Raw genomic sequence first — 17,805 nt, 5'->3', positions numbered from 1 at the left:
GGCTCAGTTGCCCGTGTTGCCGGCGCCGGCGGGATTCGCGGTCGCAGGCTGGTTGGACGGTGCCGGCGTGGCGGTGGCGGCAACGGTGGGCGCAGCCTCCGCCGCGCCATTGGCGGTCGCGTCGCTGGCGTCGTTGCCGATGGCCGTGGTGCTGGCCGGTTCGGCCGCAGCGCCCGGCATGGTGCCGCCCTTCGAGGCGACCCACTGCGCGAACTTGGCCGGGCTCACCGCCTCGACCGCGATCGGCATGAAGGCGTGGCGCGCGCCGCAAAGCTCGGAGCACTGGCCGAAATAGACGCCTTCCTTCTGGATGATGAAGCTGGTTTCGTTGAGACGGCCGGGGATCGCATCGAGCTTGATCCAGAACGCCGGAACCGCCCAGCTGTGGATCACGTCGGTCGCCGTCGTCACCAGGCGAATCGGCACGCCTACGGGCAGCACCACGCGCTGGTCGGTGGCGAGCAGGCGGGGGCCGTCGGCATCGGTGCGATAGCGCTGGTCCTTGCCGACCTGGTCGCCTTCCTTGAGCATGTTGGCGGTCAGCTGGATGCCGCCATTGTCGGGATATTCGTACGACCAGAACCACTGGTTGCCGATCGCCTTCAGCGTCACCGCGTTTTTCGGGGCGGGCTTGAACTGGGCGGCCAGCAGCTTGATCGAGGGGATGGCGATCGCGACCAGGATCAGCACCGGCGCCAGCGTCCAGATGATCTCGATCGCGGTATTGTGGCTGGTGCGCGAGGGTGTGGGGTTGGCGGCGCGGCGATAGCGGATGATCACCCACACGAGCAGCGCCAGCACGAAGATCGAGATGACGGTGATCAGCGGCAGCAGGATCACATCGTGGAACCAGTGGGCCTCCTGGCCGGTGGGGGTCACCTGCTGCTGGAGATAGAAGGCCTTGTCCACCGGCTCGCCGACGCCGGGTTCGGCCTGGCGCAGCGGCCTTCCGGCCGCGTCGAGCGTGGGATCGGCAACCTTGGCGGCGGGGGCCGCCGCAGCGGCAGACGCTGCCGTGGCGGCAGCAGGTTGCGCCGGGGCGGCGGTCTGTGCCGATCCCGGAGAAGCAAAGGCCAGCCCTGCGGCCAGCAAAATCGACGGTACCATGAAACTGCGCATATGGTGTTGTCACCCCTCTCCAGGAACGCACAACCTGGGCGTACTACCGGCCCCTTGAACCCTGGGTATAGCTGGGAAAAGGACAGGCTCAACCTTTTTCGCGTGCGGTTGCGGAGGGTGCTGCCGCAACTTAAAGGATCGTGCCATCGCTGATTTCAGGAGCCCAGACATTGACCGGAGACGCCATCCTCGACGAGTTTCGCGACGCAGGCGCGTTGCTTGAGGGGCATTTTATCCTGTCTTCGGGTTTACGCTCTCCCGTATTTCTCCAGAAGATGCGTATTTTCGAGGACCCGGTGCGGACCGAACGGGTGTGCGGCGCGCTCGGCAAGCTGATTCGCGAGACGTTCGGGCAGGTCGACATGGTCGTCTCTCCTGCCATCGGCGGCATCATCCCGGGCTATGAAACGGCGCGCGCGCTGGGCTGCAAGGCGGTGTTCGTCGAGCGCGAGGACGGCGAGTTCCAGCTGCGCCGCGGCTTCGAGATTCCCCAAGGTGCACGTGTCGTGATGGTCGAGGACATCGTCACCACCGGCCTGTCGTCGCGCGAATGCATCGCCGCGATCCAGAAGCATCCCGGCACGCTGGTGGGTGCTGCCTGCATCGTCGACCGCTCGAACGGCAAGGCCGATGTCGGGGTGCCGCTGATTGCGCTGACCAGGCTCGACGTGCCGGCCTATCCGGCGGACCAGCTGCCCCCCGAACTGGCGGCGATCCCGGCGACCAAGCCCGGCAGCAGGGCGATCACCGCATGACCGGCCGCCTCCGCCTCGGGGTCAATATCGACCATGTCGCGACGGTGCGGAACGCGCGCGGCAGCGGTTATCCGGATCCCGTGCGCGCGGCGCTGCTGGCGGCCGAGGCGGGGGCGGACGGCATCACCGCGCACCTGCGCGAGGATCGCCGGCACATTACCGATGCCGATATCGCCCGGCTGTCGACCGAGCTGACCGTGCCGCTCAACCTCGAGATGGCGGCCACCGAGGAAATGCTGGCGATCGCGATTCGGCATCGCCCGCACGCGGTGTGCATCGTGCCCGAGAAGCGCGAGGAGCGGACCACCGAGGGCGGGCTGGATGCCGCGGGCATGTTCGACCTGCTCGCGCCGATGGTCGCCAAGCTGCGCGACAATGGCAGCCGGGTCTCGCTGTTCATCGAGCCCGATCCCCGCCAGATCGATGCGGCGATCCGCCTCGGTGCGCCGGTGGTGGAATTGCATACCGGCGCCTATGCCGAGCTGGAGGGCGCGGCGCTGGCAGCGGAGCTGAAGCGCCTGTCCGATGCGGCGGCGCTCGCCGCGCGCAACGGGATCGAGCCGCATGCCGGCCACGGCCTGACCTTCGACAATGTCGTGCCGATCGCAGCGATCCCGCAGGTGATGGAGCTGAACATCGGCCATTTCCTGATCGGCGAGGCGATCTTCGACGGCCTAGCGCCGGTGATCCGCCGGATGCGCAGCCTGATGGATTCGGCGCGGTGAAGGCATGATCCTCGGCCTCGGCTCGGACCTGTGCAACATCGAGCGGATCCGCAACTCGCTCGACCGTTTCGGCCAGCGGTTCGAGCAACGCGTGTTCACCGACACGGAACTCGCCAAGGCGGCGAAGCGCCCGCACAACTACGCCCCCACGCTCGCCAAGCGCTTTGCGGCGAAGGAGGCATTTTCCAAGGCGGTCGGAACCGGGTTCAGCCGGGGCGTGTTCATGAAAGACATCGGTGTAGTCAACGCGCCTTCGGGCGCGCCGACGCTCGCGCTGACCGGGGGTGCCAAGGCAAGGCTTGACGCCATGACGCCACCGGGACACGTGGCCAAGGTGCACCTCACCCTCACGGATGATCACCCCTGGGCGTTCGCGATGGTGATGATCGAGGCGCTGCCGGTGGAGAAGGATCGATAATGGGGTTGGACGAACTGGCGTTGAGCAGCAAGCAGAGCGAGCGACGCCAGGGCGCGACCCGACACGGTACCGATTGGTGGGCCGAGGCCCGCGGCATCCTGTGGCTGGTGCTGGGCGTGCTTGCCTTCCACAGCCTGATCGCCAAGCCGTTCTACATTCCCTCGGAGTCGATGCTGCCGACGCTGCGGGTGGGCGACCAGCTGATCGTCAGCAAGTTTCCCTACGGCTATTCGTTCGTCACCCCGACCTTCCACCTGCTGCCGCCGATTCCAGGCCGCATCCTGGGCCGGCTGCCCGAGCGCGGCGACATCGTGATCGTCACCCCGCCGCAGCACAGCACCGACTATATCAAGCGCGTGATCGGCCTGCCCGGCGACACCATCGCGGTGCGCGACGGCATCGTCTGGCTCAACGGCAAGCCGGTGCCGCGCGTGGCCCTGGGCGAGCGGCTGGTGCCGATCGACGGCAACACCCGCTGCGACCCCGATCCCGAGCGCGGCGGCTCGATCTTCTACGAGGGGCGCCGTGTCACCCATAACGGCAAGTCCTATTGCAGCCTCACCCTGTTTCGCGAGACGCTGCCGAACGGCGCCAGCTACGAGGTGGCCGATCTGGGTGATTCGGCGGGCGACAATTTCCGCCCGATCATCGTCCCGAAGAACCATGTGTTCCTGATGGGCGACAATCGCGACAACAGTGCGGACAGCCGATTCAGCCTGGAGCAGAACGGCCTGGGCGGGCCGGTGCCCTGGGAGAATATCGGCGGCCGTGCCGAGTTCATCACTTTTTCGCGCGACGGCTCGTCGACCTGGAACCCGCTGACCTGGTTCACGGGTTTCCGCGGGGAACGGGTCGGCATTTCGCTGCACCCTGCCCACGAGGAAAAATGAGCAACGATCCGCTGGAATCCGCGCACGTCCGCGTCGTGCGCGAGCCGGGCCCGAACGAGTTTCGCGACCCCGCCACCCGCGCCGAGTTCAAGAAGGCCGCCGTCTGGCTGGGCATGGCGGTGGGCATCGCGCTCATCGTATTGCTGATCCAGCCGCTGCTGATCATCTTCGCCGGTCTCGTCTTCGCCTCGATGCTGGATGGCGGCGCGCGATTGCTGGGCAAGGTGCTGCCTATCCCCCGCGGCCTGCGCATCGCGCTGGTGCTGATCCTTGTCTTCACCTTCTTTGGCCTCGTCTTCTATCGCACCGGCATGCAGATCGCCGACCAGGCGGAGCAGCTGCGCACCACGCTGGAGACCCAGGCGAATCGCGTCGCCCGCTGGGCCTCCGACCTCGGGCTGATGCCCGGGCGGTCGGACATCAACGGCATGCTCCGCGAGGCGCTGGGCTCGGTGGGCAAACTCACCAGCGCGGTGGGCACCGCGATCGGCGCGGTCACCAGCATGGTCATGATCCTGATCCTCGGCCTGTTCGTCGCGATCGAGCCACGCATCTACGAGCGCGGGCTGCAATGGATGGTGCCGCTCGACCAGCGCCACGCCTTCGCCCATATGCTGGGCGGCATGGCGACGACGATGCGGCGGCTGCTCGCCGGCCGCCTGCTCGGCATGCTGTTCGAGGGCGTGCTGACCTGGATCCTGCTCAGCGTCGCGGGGGTGCCGATGGCGCTGCTGCTCGGCATCATCACCGGCGTGCTGGCGTTCATTCCCAATGTCGGTGCGATCATCTCGGGCGTGCTGATGGCGGCGGTTGGCTTCAGCGCGGGCCAGGAGACCGGCGTCTGGGCGATCGTCATCTACTTCGCCGTGCAGAATTTCGACGGCTATGTCGTGATCCCGATGGTCGCCAAGCGCACGGTCGACCTGCCGCCGGCGCTCACCCTGTCGTCGCAGATCCTGTCGGGCACGCTGTTCGGCGTGCTCGGCCTGGCGCTGGCCGATCCGATGGTTGCGATGATCAAGGTCGCCTTGGAAAGCAACGCCCGCCTCAACGGCAAGCAGCCCAAGCGCGACGAGGGCTCCGACAAGGATTGAGACCATGCTGGTGCTGCACGACTATTTCCGGTCCTCGGCAGGGTACCGGGTGCGGATCGCGCTCAACCTCAAGGGGGTGGACCATGTCCGCCATGAGGTGCCGCTGCTGGAAAATGCCCAGCGCAGCCCGGAACATCTCGCCCGCAACCCGCAAGGGCTGGTGCCGGCGCTGGAGGCGAACGGGATGGTCCTCACCCAGAGCCTTGCCATTCTCGACTGGCTCGACGCCCGCCATCCCGAGCCGCGGCTGATCCCCGCGGCACCGGATGCGCGGGCGGCCGCCCTTGCCCGGGCGATGGTGGTGGGCATGGACGTGCACCCGATCAACAACCTGCGGGTGATGCGCTATCTGGAGCAGCAGCTGGGTGCCGACGCGGCGGCGCGCTCGGCCTGGACCGCGCACTGGATGACCGAGGGCTTCACCGCGCTCGAGGCGATGGCGCGGGCGCTGCCGCATGGCGGGCCGTTCCTGGGCGGAGAGGCGCCCGATGTGTCCGACTGCTTCCTCGTGCCCCAGCTGTTCAACGCGCGCCGTTTCTCGGTACCGCTCGACGGCTTCCCGCTGCTGCTGCGCGCAGAAGCGGCCGCGCTCGCGCATCCCGCGTTCGCCGCGGCGCACCCCGACCGGGTCGCGCCGGGTGCTTGACCGGATCGGCTGCGCCGCCTTCGCGCTGTGTCTCGCGAGCCCGGCGCTGGCGCAGGAGGCGCAGATCGTCGTCACCGGCCGCGGCCTCGACGTGCCCCCGGGCGACGCCGCCTATGACGTGGTGACGATCGACCGCGCCCGCCTCGCCGATACCGCCAGCAACCGTATCGAGGACGTGCTGGCCGATGTGGCGGGGCTGGCGCAGTTCCGCCGATCCACGTCCAGCTCGGCGCATCCTACCAGCCAGGGGATCACGCTGCGGGGCCTGGGCGGCAATGCCTCCAGCCGCGCGCTGCTGCTGCTCGACGGGGTGCCGCAGACCGATCCGTTCGGCGGCTGGGTGCCGTTCCCGGCCTATATGCCCGGCCGGCTGGCCGGCGTGCGGGTGACGCGCGGCGGCGGCAGCGGCTTTGCCGGGCCGGGGGCGCTGGCGGGCACGGTGGAGCTGGAGAGCGGCAGCCCCGCCGACCTGGGCACGCTCAACCTCGCCGCCTATTACGGCAGCCGGGACAGCGTCGACGCGAGCGGCGTCGTGGCGATGCCTGTCACCGGCGGCTTTCTCACCGTTGCGGGGCAATATGGCCGCAGCGACGGTTTCGTCCCGATCGTGCGACCCGGCAGCGTCGATCGCGCGACACCCTATGAACAGGCGAGCCTCGCCTTGCGCGGGGTGACCGATCTGGGGAACGGCACCGAGCTCCAGACCAACCTCTCCGGTTTTACCGACCAGCGGACTCGCGGCACCGCCTTTACCGACGTGCTGAGCAACGGCGCGGATGCCAGCGTGCGGCTGGTCCGGCGCGGCAACGGCCAGAAGGGCGAATGGGGCTGGTCGGCGCTCGCCTATCTCCAGGTGCGGCAGTTCGACAGCGGCTTTGCCAGCATCTCGGCCGCACGGGACACGGTCAGCCCCGTCGTCCAGCAGCACGTTCCGGCGACGGGCATCGGCGCCCGGATCGAGGTGGCTCCGCCGGTCGGCGGCGGCGTGACGCTGCGGCTGGGCGGCGACCTGCGCCGTGTGTCGGGCGAGACGCGCGAGCTCTATACCTTTGTCGGCACGAGTCCGACGCGGCGGCGTGTGGCGGGCGGGGCGAGCCTCACCACCGGCGGCTTCGCCAATGCCAGCTACAGCGGCGGCGGCTGGACGCTCGATGCGGGCGGGCGAATCGATCATTGGACGATCCACGACGGTGGTCTTTTCGAGGCGCCGCTGTCTGCGGGCCCGGTGCTCACCGATGCGCGCTACGCCGACCGCCATGGTTGGGAGCCGACCGGGCGGCTGGGTGCCGCTTATGCCCTGGGCGCGGTGACGCTGCGCGCGGCCGGTTATCGCGGCTGGCGACTGCCGACGCTCAACGAACTCTACCGCCCGTTCCGTGCCGGTGCCGACGCGACCGCGGCCAATCCGGGGCTGGACGCCGAACGGCTGTGGGGCGGCGAGGCGGGCATCGACCTGCGACCGCTGCCGGACCTCGTCTTGCGGGCAACGGGCTATTGGAACCGGCTGGACGGCGCGATCGCCAATGTGACGCTGGCGCGGGGGCCGGGCACCTTCCCCGGCGTCGGCTTCGTCTCGGCCGCCGGCGCCTATCGCATGCGGCGCAACCTCGATGCGGTGGAGGCGCGGGGACTGGAACTCGACGGCCGCTGGACGCGCGGGGCGTGGAGCCTGGCCGGGTCCTGGGCCTATGCAGACAGCCGCGTCCATGCCTCGGGTGCGGCGGCGGCACTGGACGGCCTGCGCCCGGCCCAGACGCCGCTGTTCCAGGGATCGGCGACGATCGCGTGGCGCGCGGCGGCGGCCAATGCCTCGCTCACGGCACGCTATGCCGGTGCGCGATTCGAGGATGACCAGAACAGTGCCCGCCTCGATCCGGCCTGGACGGTGGACGCCACGCTCGGCGCGCCGCTCACCCGCACCCTGCGCCTCGAAGCGCGTGCCGAGAACCTGTTCGACACGCAGGTGCAGGCCGGCATCAGCGGCGGCAACGTCGTCGAGCGCGCGACCCCGCGCACGCTGTGGGTAGGCCTGCGCTACGCGATGCGCTGACGGGCGAGGCGGCTGAACAGCGCGAGATAGTCGCCGACCGGATCTCCCTCGTCGATCCGCGGTGCGGGGCGGGGACGGCCGGGGGCGAGCCAGTGGTCGAGCGCCGCGACCAGGGCATCGCCATCCTCGCGGGCCACGACGGTGCCGAGCGCGGGTGAATCGATGATCTCGCACACGGCGACGCTGGCATCGGTCGCCACCACCGGCGTGCCCTGCGACAGCGCCTCGCGGATCACGCCCGGCACGCCTTCATAGTCGGAGGTCAGCGCGGCGACGGTCGCGTGCTTCAGCGCGGGCAGGGGGTCGCTGGCATGGCCCGGCATCGTCACGCGGCCGGTCAGCCCGAGTCGCTCGACCTGCGCCTCCAGCGCCGCCCGGGCGCTGCCTTCGCCGAGCAGCAGCAGCGTGATGTCCTGATCCGCCAGCCGGGGCAGCGCGGCGATCAGCCGGTCCCAGCGCTTCTGCGGCTCCAGCCGGCCGACGCCGACGATGTAGCGGCCCCGCGGCAGGGCCATCGGCGCCGCGTCGGCGATGCGCTCGGCCGGCGGGTTGGCGATCACGCTCACCCGCTCGGGCCGTATCCCCATCGTATCGATCGCCTCACGCGCCATCGCCGGGGTCATCGCCACGATATGGGTGAGGAAGGCGGGATGCCAGCGCAGCCAGCGCCGATAGCCCCAGGCGACGAACCGCCACATTTCCGGCCGCACCAGCGCGTTGGAGACCTTGGCGATAATCGGTGGGCAGCGGCTGCCCAGCTGCAGCCGGATCATCGCGGCGGCGGCGGTGTAATAGTTGCCGGGGCAGAACACCACGTCCGGATCCAGCCGGCGGACCACGCCCGGCAGCCGCATCAGGATCGGATAGTGCGGGCTGCCCAGCTCGATCAGCTCGATTCCGGCGGGCAGTTCCGCGGTGAGCGGGCCTTCGCACGCGCCGAGCACCAGCGTCACACGATGCCCCCGTGCCAGCCATCCGGCCGCCATCCGCAGCAGTGCGCGTTCCACACCCCCGCCCTGCAGAGTTTCCGCGAAGGCCATGACATGGAGCGGCACAGAAGGGGGGGAGCGGTACAGCATCTACTTGCGGATTGCCTTTCTAAAGCCCAAATCGCTGCCGGAATAAACCGCAATGTGGTGGGAAATGTCCCACCATCGCGCGACGGGCCGGAAAACCGGAAACGCCGAAACGCGGGTTGCTCAAGAATGTTTCGGTCGTGTCGGTGGCGCTTTTGAATGGTACGAACAGACAGGCCCGGGAGGCTTCGGTGAACGCACGCGTGGTCGAAGCCGCGATTCCGGGTGCACCGGATCTGGCGGGCCTGGAGCCCGTGGAAAAGATCAAGCGTCGCTGGCCGATGTGGCTGGGCGCGGGGCTCACGCTGCTGATGGTGGCGGGGCTGGGCCGCGAGCTGTTCGGCGGCGGCCTGACCGGGCTGGCGCGGGCACTGCCGACCAACCCGCTCTTCTACCTGGTATTCGGGCTCTACTATATCGGCTCGCCAACCTTCGATTACGTCATCTTCCGCAAGCTGTGGCGGATACCGATCGACGGCATGATCGCGCTCCACAAGAAGCGGATCGCGAACGAGGTGCTGCTCGGCTATTCGGGCGAGGCCTATTTCTACGCCTGGGCACGCCAGCGCACCCAGATGGTGGCGGCGCCGTTCGGGGCGGTGAAGGACGTGACCATCCTGTCGGCCATCGCGGGCAATGCGATGACGCTGGCGGTGGTGGCGATGGCGCTGCCCTTCGGCATCGATCTGCTCAAGCCGGCCGAATTCAACACGCTGATGGGCTCGATCGCGGTCATTTTCGCGATGTCGCTGCCGTTCCTGATCTTCTCGAAGCGGGTGTTCTCGCTGCCGCGCGGCCAGCTCTGGTGGGTGTTCGGCATCCACTGCATCCGCATCGTCTCCAGCTCGGTGCTGATCGCCTTCGCCTGGCACTTCGCGATGCCGCAGGTTTCCATCGGCATCTGGCTGCTCCTCTCGGCCGGCCGGCTGCTCGCCTGGCGCCTGCCGCTCGTGCCGAACAAGGAGCTGCTGTTCGCCAACTTCGCGATCATGGTGATCGGCCAGGGCGAGGCGCTGTCGGAGCTGATGGCGCTGATCGCCGGCCTGTCGCTGGTCGCGCATCTGATCCTGATCGCAGGCTTCGGCCTGCACGCTTTGCTGACGAGGAAGACCGCATGAGGCGCATCGCCCTTCTCACCGCGACGGTGCTTGCCGCACTCGGCGCGAACGGCGCGAACGGCGCGTCCGCGCAGGTGCTGGGCGAGGATGCCGGGGCCTGCACCAGCGGCCGCGGCCCGGCGATCCAGGCGGAAATCTCGGGCCTTAAGGACCGCACTGGCCGGCTGAAGCTGGAACTGTATCCCGCCAGCGAGGAAGACTTCCTCAAGGACGACCGCGACCTCGTCAGGGAGGGCAAGACCTTCCGCCGCATCTGGGCGAATACGCCGCCTTCGGGGGCGGTGGTGATGTGCATCCGCGTGCCGGCACCGGGCGACTATGCCGTGCTGTTCACCCATGATCGCGACGGCAAGAACAAGTTCGACTTCTGGTCCGATGGTGCCGGCTTCCCGTCGAACCAGCGATTGGGACGCAGCCGTCCCAAATTGCGTCAGGCGATGGTCCATGTCGGGAACGGGGTGACCAGCGTGAACATTCGGGCCCAGTATCTGCGCGGGCTGGGAGGCTTCGGTCCGCTGAACTGAGAGGGCGCATGCGTATCGTCGACGTCAACGAGTTCTACTCTCCTACCGGTGGCGGCGTGCGCACCTATCTCGACCGCAAGATGGGCCTGATGGCCGATCTGGGGCACGAACTGATCGTCGTCGCCCCCGGTGCGGAAAATGCCGTGGAGGAGCGGCCGGGCGGCGGCGCGATCCACTGGATCAAGGCCCCGCCGCTGCTGCTCGATCGCAACTACCGGATCTTCGTGAAGGACGAGCCCGTCTGGGCCGCGCTCGACCGGTTGCAGCCGGACATCGTCGAGAACAGCTCGCCCTGGCTACCGGCCTGGACGGTGGCGCGCTGGCAGGGCGACGCGCTCAAGGTCTATTTCGCGCATGGGGACCTTGTCGGCACCTATCCGCAGCGCTGGCTCGACAGCGTGGCGACGCCGCTGCAGGTCGAGCAGGCCTTCGCCTGGTACACCCGCTACATGGCGCGGTTCCTGTCGCATTACGATGCGTTCGTCACCAACGGGCCGGCGCTCGCCAAGCGATTCGAGCGGCGCGGGCTGAAGGTCGATGCGTCGATGCCGCTGGGCATCGATCGCCACTGGTTCTCCCCCAACCTGCGCGACGAGAAGCTGCGCGCGTCGATGCTGGCCCAGCTCGGCCTGCCGCCGGAGGGGCATCTGCTGCTCGGGCTCGGGCGGCACCACAAGGAAAAGCGCTGGCCGCTGGTGATCGAGGCAGTGGAAGCGGCCGCCAACGACCTGCCGGTCGGGCTGATGCTGCTCGGCGACGGTCCGCAGCGCCACCAGCTGGAGGGGCTGATCGCCGACAGCCCGCATATCCGCATCTTCCGCCCGGTCTATGACCGGACGCGGCTGTCCCGCATCATCGCCAGCTGCGATGCGCTGATCCACGGTTCGGATGCCGAGCCGTTCGGGCTGGTCGCCTGGGAAGCGCTCGCCTCCGGCCTGCCGCTGATCGGCCCCGACGAGGGCGGATTTGCCGAAATCGCCGATCCGCTGTTCGCCGAAACCTATGCCGCGCGCGACACGCTGTCGGCGGCCGATGCCATCCGCCGGCTGTTCGGGCGGGACCAGACGCTGCTGCGCCACGCCGCCCGCGTCGCCTCGGCCCGGGTGCGCAACGATGCCGATCACGCCGCCGCGCTGATGGACTATTATGCGGGTCTGCTGGCCGCGCGCCGGGGCGGTTCGGCCGCCGAGAGGTCCGGCGCCGCATAGACGGTGATCGGCACCCGGCCGAGCAGGTACGTGCCGCGCGCCGCATAGCCCATCCGGTGCAGATACTGGGTCACCCGCGCGCGGATCGCCAGCCGTTCGCCGCGGAACGGCGTGCGCATCACCACCACCGCGGGACGCTTGGCGAAGATTCGATCGACCTCGGCCATCTGGTCGACGCCGAGTGCGCCGTTCTCCCGCTCACGCGAGAGGTGGCTGGGGAACAGCCAGGGACTGAGCGCGCAGCGGCCGGTGGCGCCGTACAGTATCGAATCGCCGGAATGGACATAGAGGCAGCCCGGACCGCGCCCGATGGCGTCGGCGATCGTTGCCAGCTGGGCGGCATTGCCGCGCTTGGCCTGGGCAACGAGCACCGAGAGGGTGCCGGCGACCAGCGCGACCACCAGCAGCAGCGGCAGGACGATGCGGCGGCCGGTGCGGTCCTGCGCGGCATAGGCGGCGCAGCACAGGCTCGCCGGCACCATTACCGGCAGCGCATAGTGCGGGAACCAGGAGCCGAACACGATCAGCCCGACCATCGCCGAGACGAGCCAGCCGAACAGCAGGGCGGCCCCCGGCGTGCGGTTGCCGTCCCGGGCCAGTCTCCGCCAGCCGAGGCCGCTCAGCACGAGCAGCGGCGCGAGCGGCACCATCACCTCGAAAAAGGCGCCGACCAGATCCAGCCAGGGATCGCTCTTGCGATCGAGGATCGACCCGAAATTGGCGTAGAACCACGCATCGAACTGGCCGAGCCGGGCATAGACCGCGCCCGCCACCAGCGTCGGCAGCATCGCCAGCGCGGCATAGCCCGCGCCGCGGCGCAGGACATGCACCAGGCTGGCGCCCAGCACCGCCTCGCGCCGCAGCAGCCAGAGGCCGAGGAACAGGCCTTCGAACAGCACCGTGTACTTCACCTGCAGCGCCAGCCCGATCAGCAGCATCGCCAGCAGGCCGCGGCCGACCCGGGCGGGATCGCCGTCGCGGTCGCCGGCGCGCGGCAGCAGCAGCGCGATCGCGGAGACGGTCAGCAGGTTGTAGAAGACCGGCGCCTGCCCGCCCTGGCCATCCGCCACGTTGAGCATCAGGATATAGAGCAGCGCGGCCGGCAGCGCGCCGGCATGCCAGCCCATGCGATCGGCGATCCGCGCGATCATCATCGCGGTCAGCACCACGCAGGCCAGCGCCATCAGCTGATAGGCGAGGATGCCCCAGGGCAGGCCGAGCGCGGCGGCCGGCGTGTAGAGCAGGAACAGCCCGATCGGCTTGCGATCCCAGATGTCGACAAAGGGCAGCGCCCCCTGCAGCAGGCGCCGGGCGGTGACCCAGTAGAATTGCTCGTCCACCGCCACCACCGGATTGCCGAAGGTGACCGCGCGCACGGCGATCGCCGTCATCAGCAGCACCAGCCAGCGCGGCACCGCCGCCGCGACGACGCCGGCCCCGGCCTTGTGCTCGGCAAGGCCGAGCGCAGCGATACGGGTCGCCATCAGCGGGCTGCGCCGCTTTCAACGGAATGATGCGCCGCAGCCAGCGGACGGAACGACCGGACGGGGCCGGCCGTGATACGGGAAAAGCTCACGTGCGTCGTCGTCTCCGTGCTGCCGGCGGTGTTTCCCGTCCGGCAGGTTGCGCCCCTGTTTGTCACGCCCCCGAAAACAGATTCGCCGCACTGCCTAGCCCAGCTTTTCGCAGCTGTCACGAACACGACACCAATCGCCGTCACCTAGCGACCGACCGAAAAAGGGACGCGACCAGATGAATCACCGTATCGACCGCCGCTCGCTGCTGCTCACCGGAACGCTCGGCATCGGGGCGCTGGCGATTCCCGGCGTGGCGCTGGCCCAGGCGGCAGCGCGCGGCTTCACCCATTCGGTGGCGAGCGGCGAGCCCGGGGCCGACACGATGCTGTTGTGGACGCGCTACGTCCCCGCCGATCGCGGCGCGGTGAAGCTGCGCGCGCAGATCGCCGCCACCGCCGACTTCGCCCGGATCGTCGCCGAGGGCGAACAGATCACCGGCCCGTGGCGCGACCATACCGCCAAGGTGACCGTCGCCGGCCTTTCGCCGGACACGCGCTATTTCTACCGCTTCGTGGCGCCCGACGGCAGCTTCTCGCCGGTCGGCCGCACCAAGACGCTGCCGCTGGGCGACGCGCGCCGCTTCGGCATCGCGATCTTCTCCTGCTCGAACCTGCCGTTCGGCTATTTCAACGCCTATGGCCACGCGGCGGCGCGCGACGACATCGACCTGTGGGTCCATCTCGGCGACTATCTCTACGAATATAAGCAGGGCGGCTACGCCCCCGCCGGCGGCGCGATCGGCGGCCGCTGGCCCGAGCCGGCCGGCGAGATGATCCACCTGGCCGATTACCGCCTGCGCTATGCCAGCTACCGCGCCGATCCCGATCTCCAGGCGCTGCACGCGGCCAAGCCGATGCTTGTCCAGTGGGACGACCATGAAAGCGCCAACGACAGCTGGGAAGGCGGCGCCGAGAACCACCAGGACGACGAAGGCGACTGGAGCGCCCGCAAGGCGGCGGCGATGCAGGTATTCCGCGAATGGATGCCGGTCTCCGAAACACCGTGGGGCAGCTACGAGATCGGCACGCTGGCCACCTTCTTCCGCACCGAGAGCCGCCTGCTCGCGCGCAGCCGGCAGCCCGATGTCGCGCATCTCTTCCAGGAAGCCGATCCGGTAAAGGCGCTCACCGCCTTCCGCGACGGCCCGTGGCACGATCCGGCGGTGACGATGCTGGGCAGCGAGCAGGAAGTATGGCTGGATCACGCGATGCGCCGCTCGGTGCGGGCGGGGCAGCACTGGCAGGTGGTCGGCTTCGGCACGATCCTGGGCAACCTCACCACCCCGGCCGATGCGATGGGCTGGCTGGCGCCCGACGCCGATCCGCGCGCCAGGGCCTATGTCCAGGCGGGCGTCACCGCGGGCAGGCTGGGCCTGCCGCTCGGCTATGACAGCTGGGGCGGCTATCCCGCGGCGCGGGCGCGGTTCCTCACATCCTCGCAAGGCATGGGCGCCAACCTGCTGGTGGTGTGCGGCGACAGCCACAATGCCTGGGCGTTCGATCTCGCGCAGGACGGCAAGGCGGCGGGCGTCGAGTTCGCGGGCCATGCGGTGACCTCGCCGGGGTTCGAGAGCGCGCTCAAGACCGATCCCAAGCTGGTGGCCGCCGCCATGGTGCGCGCGAACCCCGAGCTGAAATGGTGCGACACCAGCCGCCGCGGCTATATGGCGCTGACGCTCACGCCCGAGCAGGCGCGCAACGACTGGGTGTTCGTGGACACCGTCGCCACGCGCAGCCTGAAGGCGAGCGTGGGGCACAGCGCGATCGTGCAGCGCGGCCGGAACGTGATGCTCTGATCGACGGTGCTTCCTCCCCCTCGCTGGGGGAGGAAGCACCGCGTCCGTATGACGGCAACGCTCAGTCGAGCGACTTGGTCGCCTGCTCGAACATGTCCTTGCTGAGGCCGGGGCTGGCGACGATCCGCTCCAGCTCGCCCCGCATCAGCGCGGCGCGGGCGGGATCGAAGCGCTTCCACCGGCCGAGCGGCGGCACCAGCTTGGCCGCGGTCTGCGGGTTGAGCTTGTCGAGCGCGATCAGCTGGTCCGCCACGAAGCGATAGCCGCGGCCCGAGGGATCGTGGAACGCCCGCTGGTTGATGCTGAACGCGCCGACCAGCGCCCGTGCGCGGTTGGGATTGGCCAGCGTGAAGTCGGGATGCCTGGCCAGCTTCTCGACCGCCGCCAGCGTATCGTCGCGCGAGGAAAGCGCCTGGGTCTGGAACCACTTGTCCAGCACCAGCGCGTTGCCGGCATAGCGCTGGTAGAACGCCTCCAGCGCCTGTTCGCGCAGGGCCGAACTGCCGTTGACCAGGGTGGCGAGGCCGCCCTGGCGATCGGTCATGTTGTCGGCCGCGTCGAACTGGGCGAAGGCGAGTTCCGCCGCGTCGCTCGCGCCGCTCGCCGCGATATAGCCGAGCGCCACGTTCTTCAGGCGGCGCGCGCCCTTGGCGGCCGGCGAATATTCGAAGCGGTTGGCGCGGGCACCCTCATAGGCCGCGCGCCATTCGGCTTCGAGCGCCTTGCCGAGATCGGCACGCAGCGCCTCGCGGGCGTGGAAGATCGCCTCCGGATCGACGATCGCCATCTGGTCGCCGATGAAGCTGTCCGACGGCAGCAGCACCGCTTCGGCGATGAACGCGCGGTCGAGCGAGGAATCGGTCAGCGTGCCCCGAACGGCGTCGATCAGTGCGGCGTGCTCGCCCTTGCCGGTGGTCACCGCCGCGACCAGCGTGTCGAGCATCAGCTGCTGCATCGCCTCGTAGCGCGCGAACGGATCGTCGTCATGCGCCGATAGGAAAGCGAGGTCCGCCGCGCTGCGATTGGCGTCGACGATCACCGGGGCGGAGAAGCCGCGGTTGATCGAGAGCACCGCGCGTTCGGACAGGTTCTCGAAGCGCAGTTCCTGCTCGGGCTTGTCGAACAGCACCAGCTGCTCGTCGATCAGCGGCGCGCCGCTCGTCTCGCCGAACAGGCGGATCTTGAGCGGCAGGACCATCGGCTCCTTGACCGGCTGGCCCGGCGTCGGCGGTACGGTCTGGGCAAGCGCGAGCCGGGTGGTCGCGCCGTCCTGGACGAGGTTGGCGGAGACGCGCGGGGTGCCCGCCTGGCTGTACCAGCGGCGGAACTGGCCGAGATCGACGCCGCCGGCCTCCTCCATGCTCGCCACGAAATCCTCGCAGGTCGCCGCCGTGCCGTCGAAGCGATCGAAATAGAGGTCGGTGGCGGCGCGGAATTTCTGCGGGCCGAGGATGGTCGCCATCATCCGGATCAGCTCGGCGCCCTTGTTGTAGATGGTCGCCGTGTAGAAGTTCGAGATCTCGATATATTCGTCCGGGCGCACCGGGTGGGCGAGCGGGCCGGCATCCTCGGGGAACTGGCTGGCGCGAAGCGAGCGCACGTCCTCGATCCGCTTGACCGCGGCCGAGCCCTGGTCGGCCGAGAAGCTCTGGTCGCGGAAGACGGTGAAGCCTTCCTTCAGGCTCAGCTGGAACCAGTCGCGGCAGGTGACGCGGTTGCCCGACCAGTTGTGGAAATATTCGTGCGCGACCACGGCGGCGATCGCGTCATAGTCCCAGTCGGTGGCGGTGTCGGGGTCGGCGAGGATGTAGCGGCTGTTGAAGACGTTCAGCCCCTTATTCTCCATCGCGCCGAAGTTGAAGTCGTCCACCGCGACGATGTTGAACACGTCGAGGTCGTATTCGCGGCCATAGACCTCCTCGTCCCACTTCATGCTGAGCTTGAGGGCGTGGAGGGCGTGGTCGGTCTTGGGCAGGTCGGGCGCGCGGACATAGATGCCCAGCTGCACCTCGCGGCCCGACATGGTGGTGAAGCTGCCGGTGTTGGCGACGAGATCGCCTGCGACCAGCGCGAAGAGGTAGCTCGGCTTGGGGAAGGGGTCGTGCCATTCGGCCCAGTGGCGGCCGCTTTCCGCATCCCCATGTGCGATCGGATCGCCGTTGGACAGCAGCACGGGGAAGCGCGCCTTGTCGCCTTCCATCCGCACCTTGTACTTGCTGAGCACGTCCGGCCGGTCGGGGAAGAAGGTGATGCGGCGGAAGCCCTCGGCCTCGCACTGGGTGCAGAGCATGCCGGACGAGGCGTAGAGACCCTGCAGCTGGGTGTTGCGCTCGGGCGCGATCACCACTTCGGTCTCGATCGTGTGGGCGTCGCCGCCAAGCGGGATCACCAGATCCTGCCCGTCCATGCGCCAGTCGGTGGAGGCGACGCCGTCCACCTTCACGGCGACGGCCTCGAGCCCGTCGCCGTTCAGCACCAACGGGCGATCATGCGACCCGTTGCGGGTGACGTGGAGCGCGGCCCGCACGCGGGTGGCGGCGGGATCGAGATCGAAGTCCAGCGCGATGTCCGGCACCAGCCAGTCGGGTTGACGATAGTCCTCGCGGCGAATGGCCTGGGGAGCTGCGGCGGCGATGCGGGCGTCACTCATACCGGTTCGATATAGGAGAAGGCACCCCGCCTGCTACTGTAATTCTGTCGATTTCCCCGTTCGGAAAGGGCGATGCTTGCCGCGCAGCGACAATGGTGCGGCAAGGAATTACTGCGACGAACGGTTCACCCGATTGACGGACCCCGAAGCGCTGCTAGGC

General features: G+C 68.9%; 15 protein-coding genes. 11 read left to right on the top strand and 4 right to left on the bottom strand.

The genetic code is table 11. From position 1 onward, the window contains the following. Positions 1–3 precede the first annotated feature (3 nt). A complete protein-coding gene (coxB, locus tag KK7_RS0114985; RefSeq protein ID WP_237709229.1) occupies positions 4–1,107 on the bottom strand; it encodes a cytochrome c oxidase subunit II in 1,104 nt (367 codons plus the stop codon). 182 nt (positions 1,108–1,289) lie between these two features. Between coxB and pyrE the strand changes: the two genes are divergently transcribed. Genes pyrE through KK7_RS0114950 form a run of 7 tightly spaced genes read left to right on the top strand, consistent with a single transcriptional unit; the run spans position 1,290 to position 7,697 of the window. Beyond that, on the top strand, positions 1,290–1,874 hold the full coding sequence (gene pyrE, locus KK7_RS0114980; protein WP_010545464.1) for an orotate phosphoribosyltransferase: 585 nt from the start codon (positions 1,290–1,292) through the stop codon (positions 1,872–1,874). Next, positions 1,871–2,599, top strand: a complete 729-nt coding sequence (locus tag KK7_RS0114975; RefSeq protein ID WP_010545463.1) for a pyridoxine 5'-phosphate synthase — start codon at positions 1,871–1,873, stop codon at positions 2,597–2,599. Before pyrE ends, KK7_RS0114975 begins: the two co-directional genes overlap by 4 nt. Positions 2,600–2,603: 4 nt before the next feature. Further along, a complete protein-coding gene (acpS, locus tag KK7_RS0114970; protein WP_010545462.1) occupies positions 2,604–3,017 on the top strand; it encodes a holo-ACP synthase in 414 nt (137 codons plus the stop codon). After that, the gene (gene lepB, locus KK7_RS0114965) at positions 3,017–3,907 is read left to right on the top strand and encodes a signal peptidase I (RefSeq protein ID WP_010545461.1); all 891 of its coding nucleotides are present in this window, start codon (positions 3,017–3,019) and stop codon (positions 3,905–3,907) included. Before acpS ends, lepB begins: the two co-directional genes overlap by 1 nt. Next, the gene (locus tag KK7_RS0114960) at positions 3,904–5,001 is read left to right on the top strand and encodes an AI-2E family transporter (RefSeq protein WP_010545460.1); all 1,098 of its coding nucleotides are present in this window, start codon (positions 3,904–3,906) and stop codon (positions 4,999–5,001) included. The genes lepB and KK7_RS0114960 overlap by 4 nt, the downstream gene beginning before the upstream one ends. Before the next feature lie 4 nt (positions 5,002–5,005). Then, entirely contained in the window at positions 5,006–5,647 is a 642-nt protein-coding gene (gene maiA / locus KK7_RS0114955; protein ID WP_010545459.1) for a maleylacetoacetate isomerase, read from the top strand. Further along, a complete protein-coding gene (locus KK7_RS0114950) occupies positions 5,640–7,697 on the top strand; it encodes a TonB-dependent receptor (RefSeq protein WP_010545458.1) in 2,058 nt (685 codons plus the stop codon). The genes maiA and KK7_RS0114950 overlap by 8 nt, the downstream gene beginning before the upstream one ends. Here the strand turns inward: KK7_RS0114950 and KK7_RS0114945 are convergent. Next, the gene (locus KK7_RS0114945; RefSeq protein ID WP_010545457.1) at positions 7,682–8,704 is read right to left on the bottom strand and encodes a glycosyltransferase; all 1,023 of its coding nucleotides are present in this window, start codon (positions 8,702–8,704) and stop codon (positions 7,682–7,684) included. The two genes, KK7_RS0114950 and KK7_RS0114945, sit on opposite strands and share 16 nt — an antisense overlap. Before the next feature lie 260 nt (positions 8,705–8,964). Between KK7_RS0114945 and KK7_RS0114940 the strand changes: the two genes are divergently transcribed. The 3 genes from KK7_RS0114940 to KK7_RS0114930 are packed head-to-tail and all read left to right on the top strand — an operon-like array spanning position 8,965 to position 11,623. Beyond that, positions 8,965–9,891, top strand: coding sequence for a hypothetical protein (locus tag KK7_RS0114940; RefSeq protein ID WP_051121356.1), 927 nt, complete (start codon positions 8,965–8,967; stop codon positions 9,889–9,891). Next, a complete protein-coding gene (locus KK7_RS0114935) occupies positions 9,888–10,415 on the top strand; it encodes a DUF2141 domain-containing protein (RefSeq protein WP_010545455.1) in 528 nt (175 codons plus the stop codon). Before KK7_RS0114940 ends, KK7_RS0114935 begins: the two co-directional genes overlap by 4 nt. Positions 10,416–10,423: 8 nt before the next feature. Beyond that, complete coding sequence (locus tag KK7_RS0114930) at positions 10,424–11,623, top strand: glycosyltransferase (protein WP_010545454.1); 1,200 nt, start codon at positions 10,424–10,426, stop codon at positions 11,621–11,623. Here KK7_RS0114930 and KK7_RS0114925 read toward each other — a convergent pair. Then, on the bottom strand, positions 11,560–13,107 hold the full coding sequence (locus tag KK7_RS0114925) for a hypothetical protein (RefSeq protein ID WP_010545453.1): 1,548 nt from the start codon (positions 13,105–13,107) through the stop codon (positions 11,560–11,562). The two genes, KK7_RS0114930 and KK7_RS0114925, sit on opposite strands and share 64 nt — an antisense overlap. Before the next feature lie 268 nt (positions 13,108–13,375). Between KK7_RS0114925 and KK7_RS0114920 the strand changes: the two genes are divergently transcribed. Next, a complete protein-coding gene (locus KK7_RS0114920) occupies positions 13,376–14,995 on the top strand; it encodes an alkaline phosphatase D family protein (protein WP_010545452.1) in 1,620 nt (539 codons plus the stop codon). A gap of 61 nt (positions 14,996–15,056) precedes the next feature. Here KK7_RS0114920 and pepN read toward each other — a convergent pair whose 3' ends face one another. Continuing rightward, complete coding sequence (pepN, locus tag KK7_RS0114915; RefSeq protein WP_010545451.1) at positions 15,057–17,645, bottom strand: aminopeptidase N; 2,589 nt, start codon at positions 17,643–17,645, stop codon at positions 15,057–15,059. Between the last annotated feature and the right edge of the window lie 160 nt (positions 17,646–17,805).

Origin of the sequence: Sphingomonas elodea ATCC 31461 (genome assembly GCF_000226955.1) — a bacterium.
In the GTDB taxonomy this organism is placed as follows: Bacteria; Pseudomonadota; Alphaproteobacteria; order Sphingomonadales; family Sphingomonadaceae; genus Sphingomonas; species Sphingomonas elodea.
This window is presented reverse-complemented; position numbering and strand designations above follow the sequence as displayed.

Coding starts and splice junctions, on each gene's coding strand:
- maiA (WP_010545459.1), top strand. CDS start 5,006: ATGCTGGTGCTGCACGACTATTTCCGGTCCTCGGCAGGGTACCGGGTG.
- KK7_RS0114920 (WP_010545452.1), top strand. CDS start 13,376: ATGAATCACCGTATCGACCGCCGCTCGCTGCTGCTCACCGGAACGCTC.
- pepN (WP_010545451.1), bottom strand. CDS start 17,645: ATGAGTGACGCCCGCATCGCCGCCGCAGCTCCCCAGGCCATTCGCCGC.
- KK7_RS0114935 (WP_010545455.1), top strand. CDS start 9,888: ATGAGGCGCATCGCCCTTCTCACCGCGACGGTGCTTGCCGCACTCGGC.
- coxB (WP_237709229.1), bottom strand. CDS start 1,107: ATGGTACCGTCGATTTTGCTGGCCGCAGGGCTGGCCTTTGCTTCTCCG.
- KK7_RS0114960 (WP_010545460.1), top strand. CDS start 3,904: ATGAGCAACGATCCGCTGGAATCCGCGCACGTCCGCGTCGTGCGCGAG.
- KK7_RS0114930 (WP_010545454.1), top strand. CDS start 10,424: ATGCGTATCGTCGACGTCAACGAGTTCTACTCTCCTACCGGTGGCGGC.
- lepB (WP_010545461.1), top strand. CDS start 3,017: ATGGGGTTGGACGAACTGGCGTTGAGCAGCAAGCAGAGCGAGCGACGC.
- acpS (WP_010545462.1), top strand. CDS start 2,604: ATGATCCTCGGCCTCGGCTCGGACCTGTGCAACATCGAGCGGATCCGC.
- KK7_RS0114925 (WP_010545453.1), bottom strand. CDS start 13,107: ATGGCGACCCGTATCGCTGCGCTCGGCCTTGCCGAGCACAAGGCCGGG.
- KK7_RS0114975 (WP_010545463.1), top strand. CDS start 1,871: ATGACCGGCCGCCTCCGCCTCGGGGTCAATATCGACCATGTCGCGACG.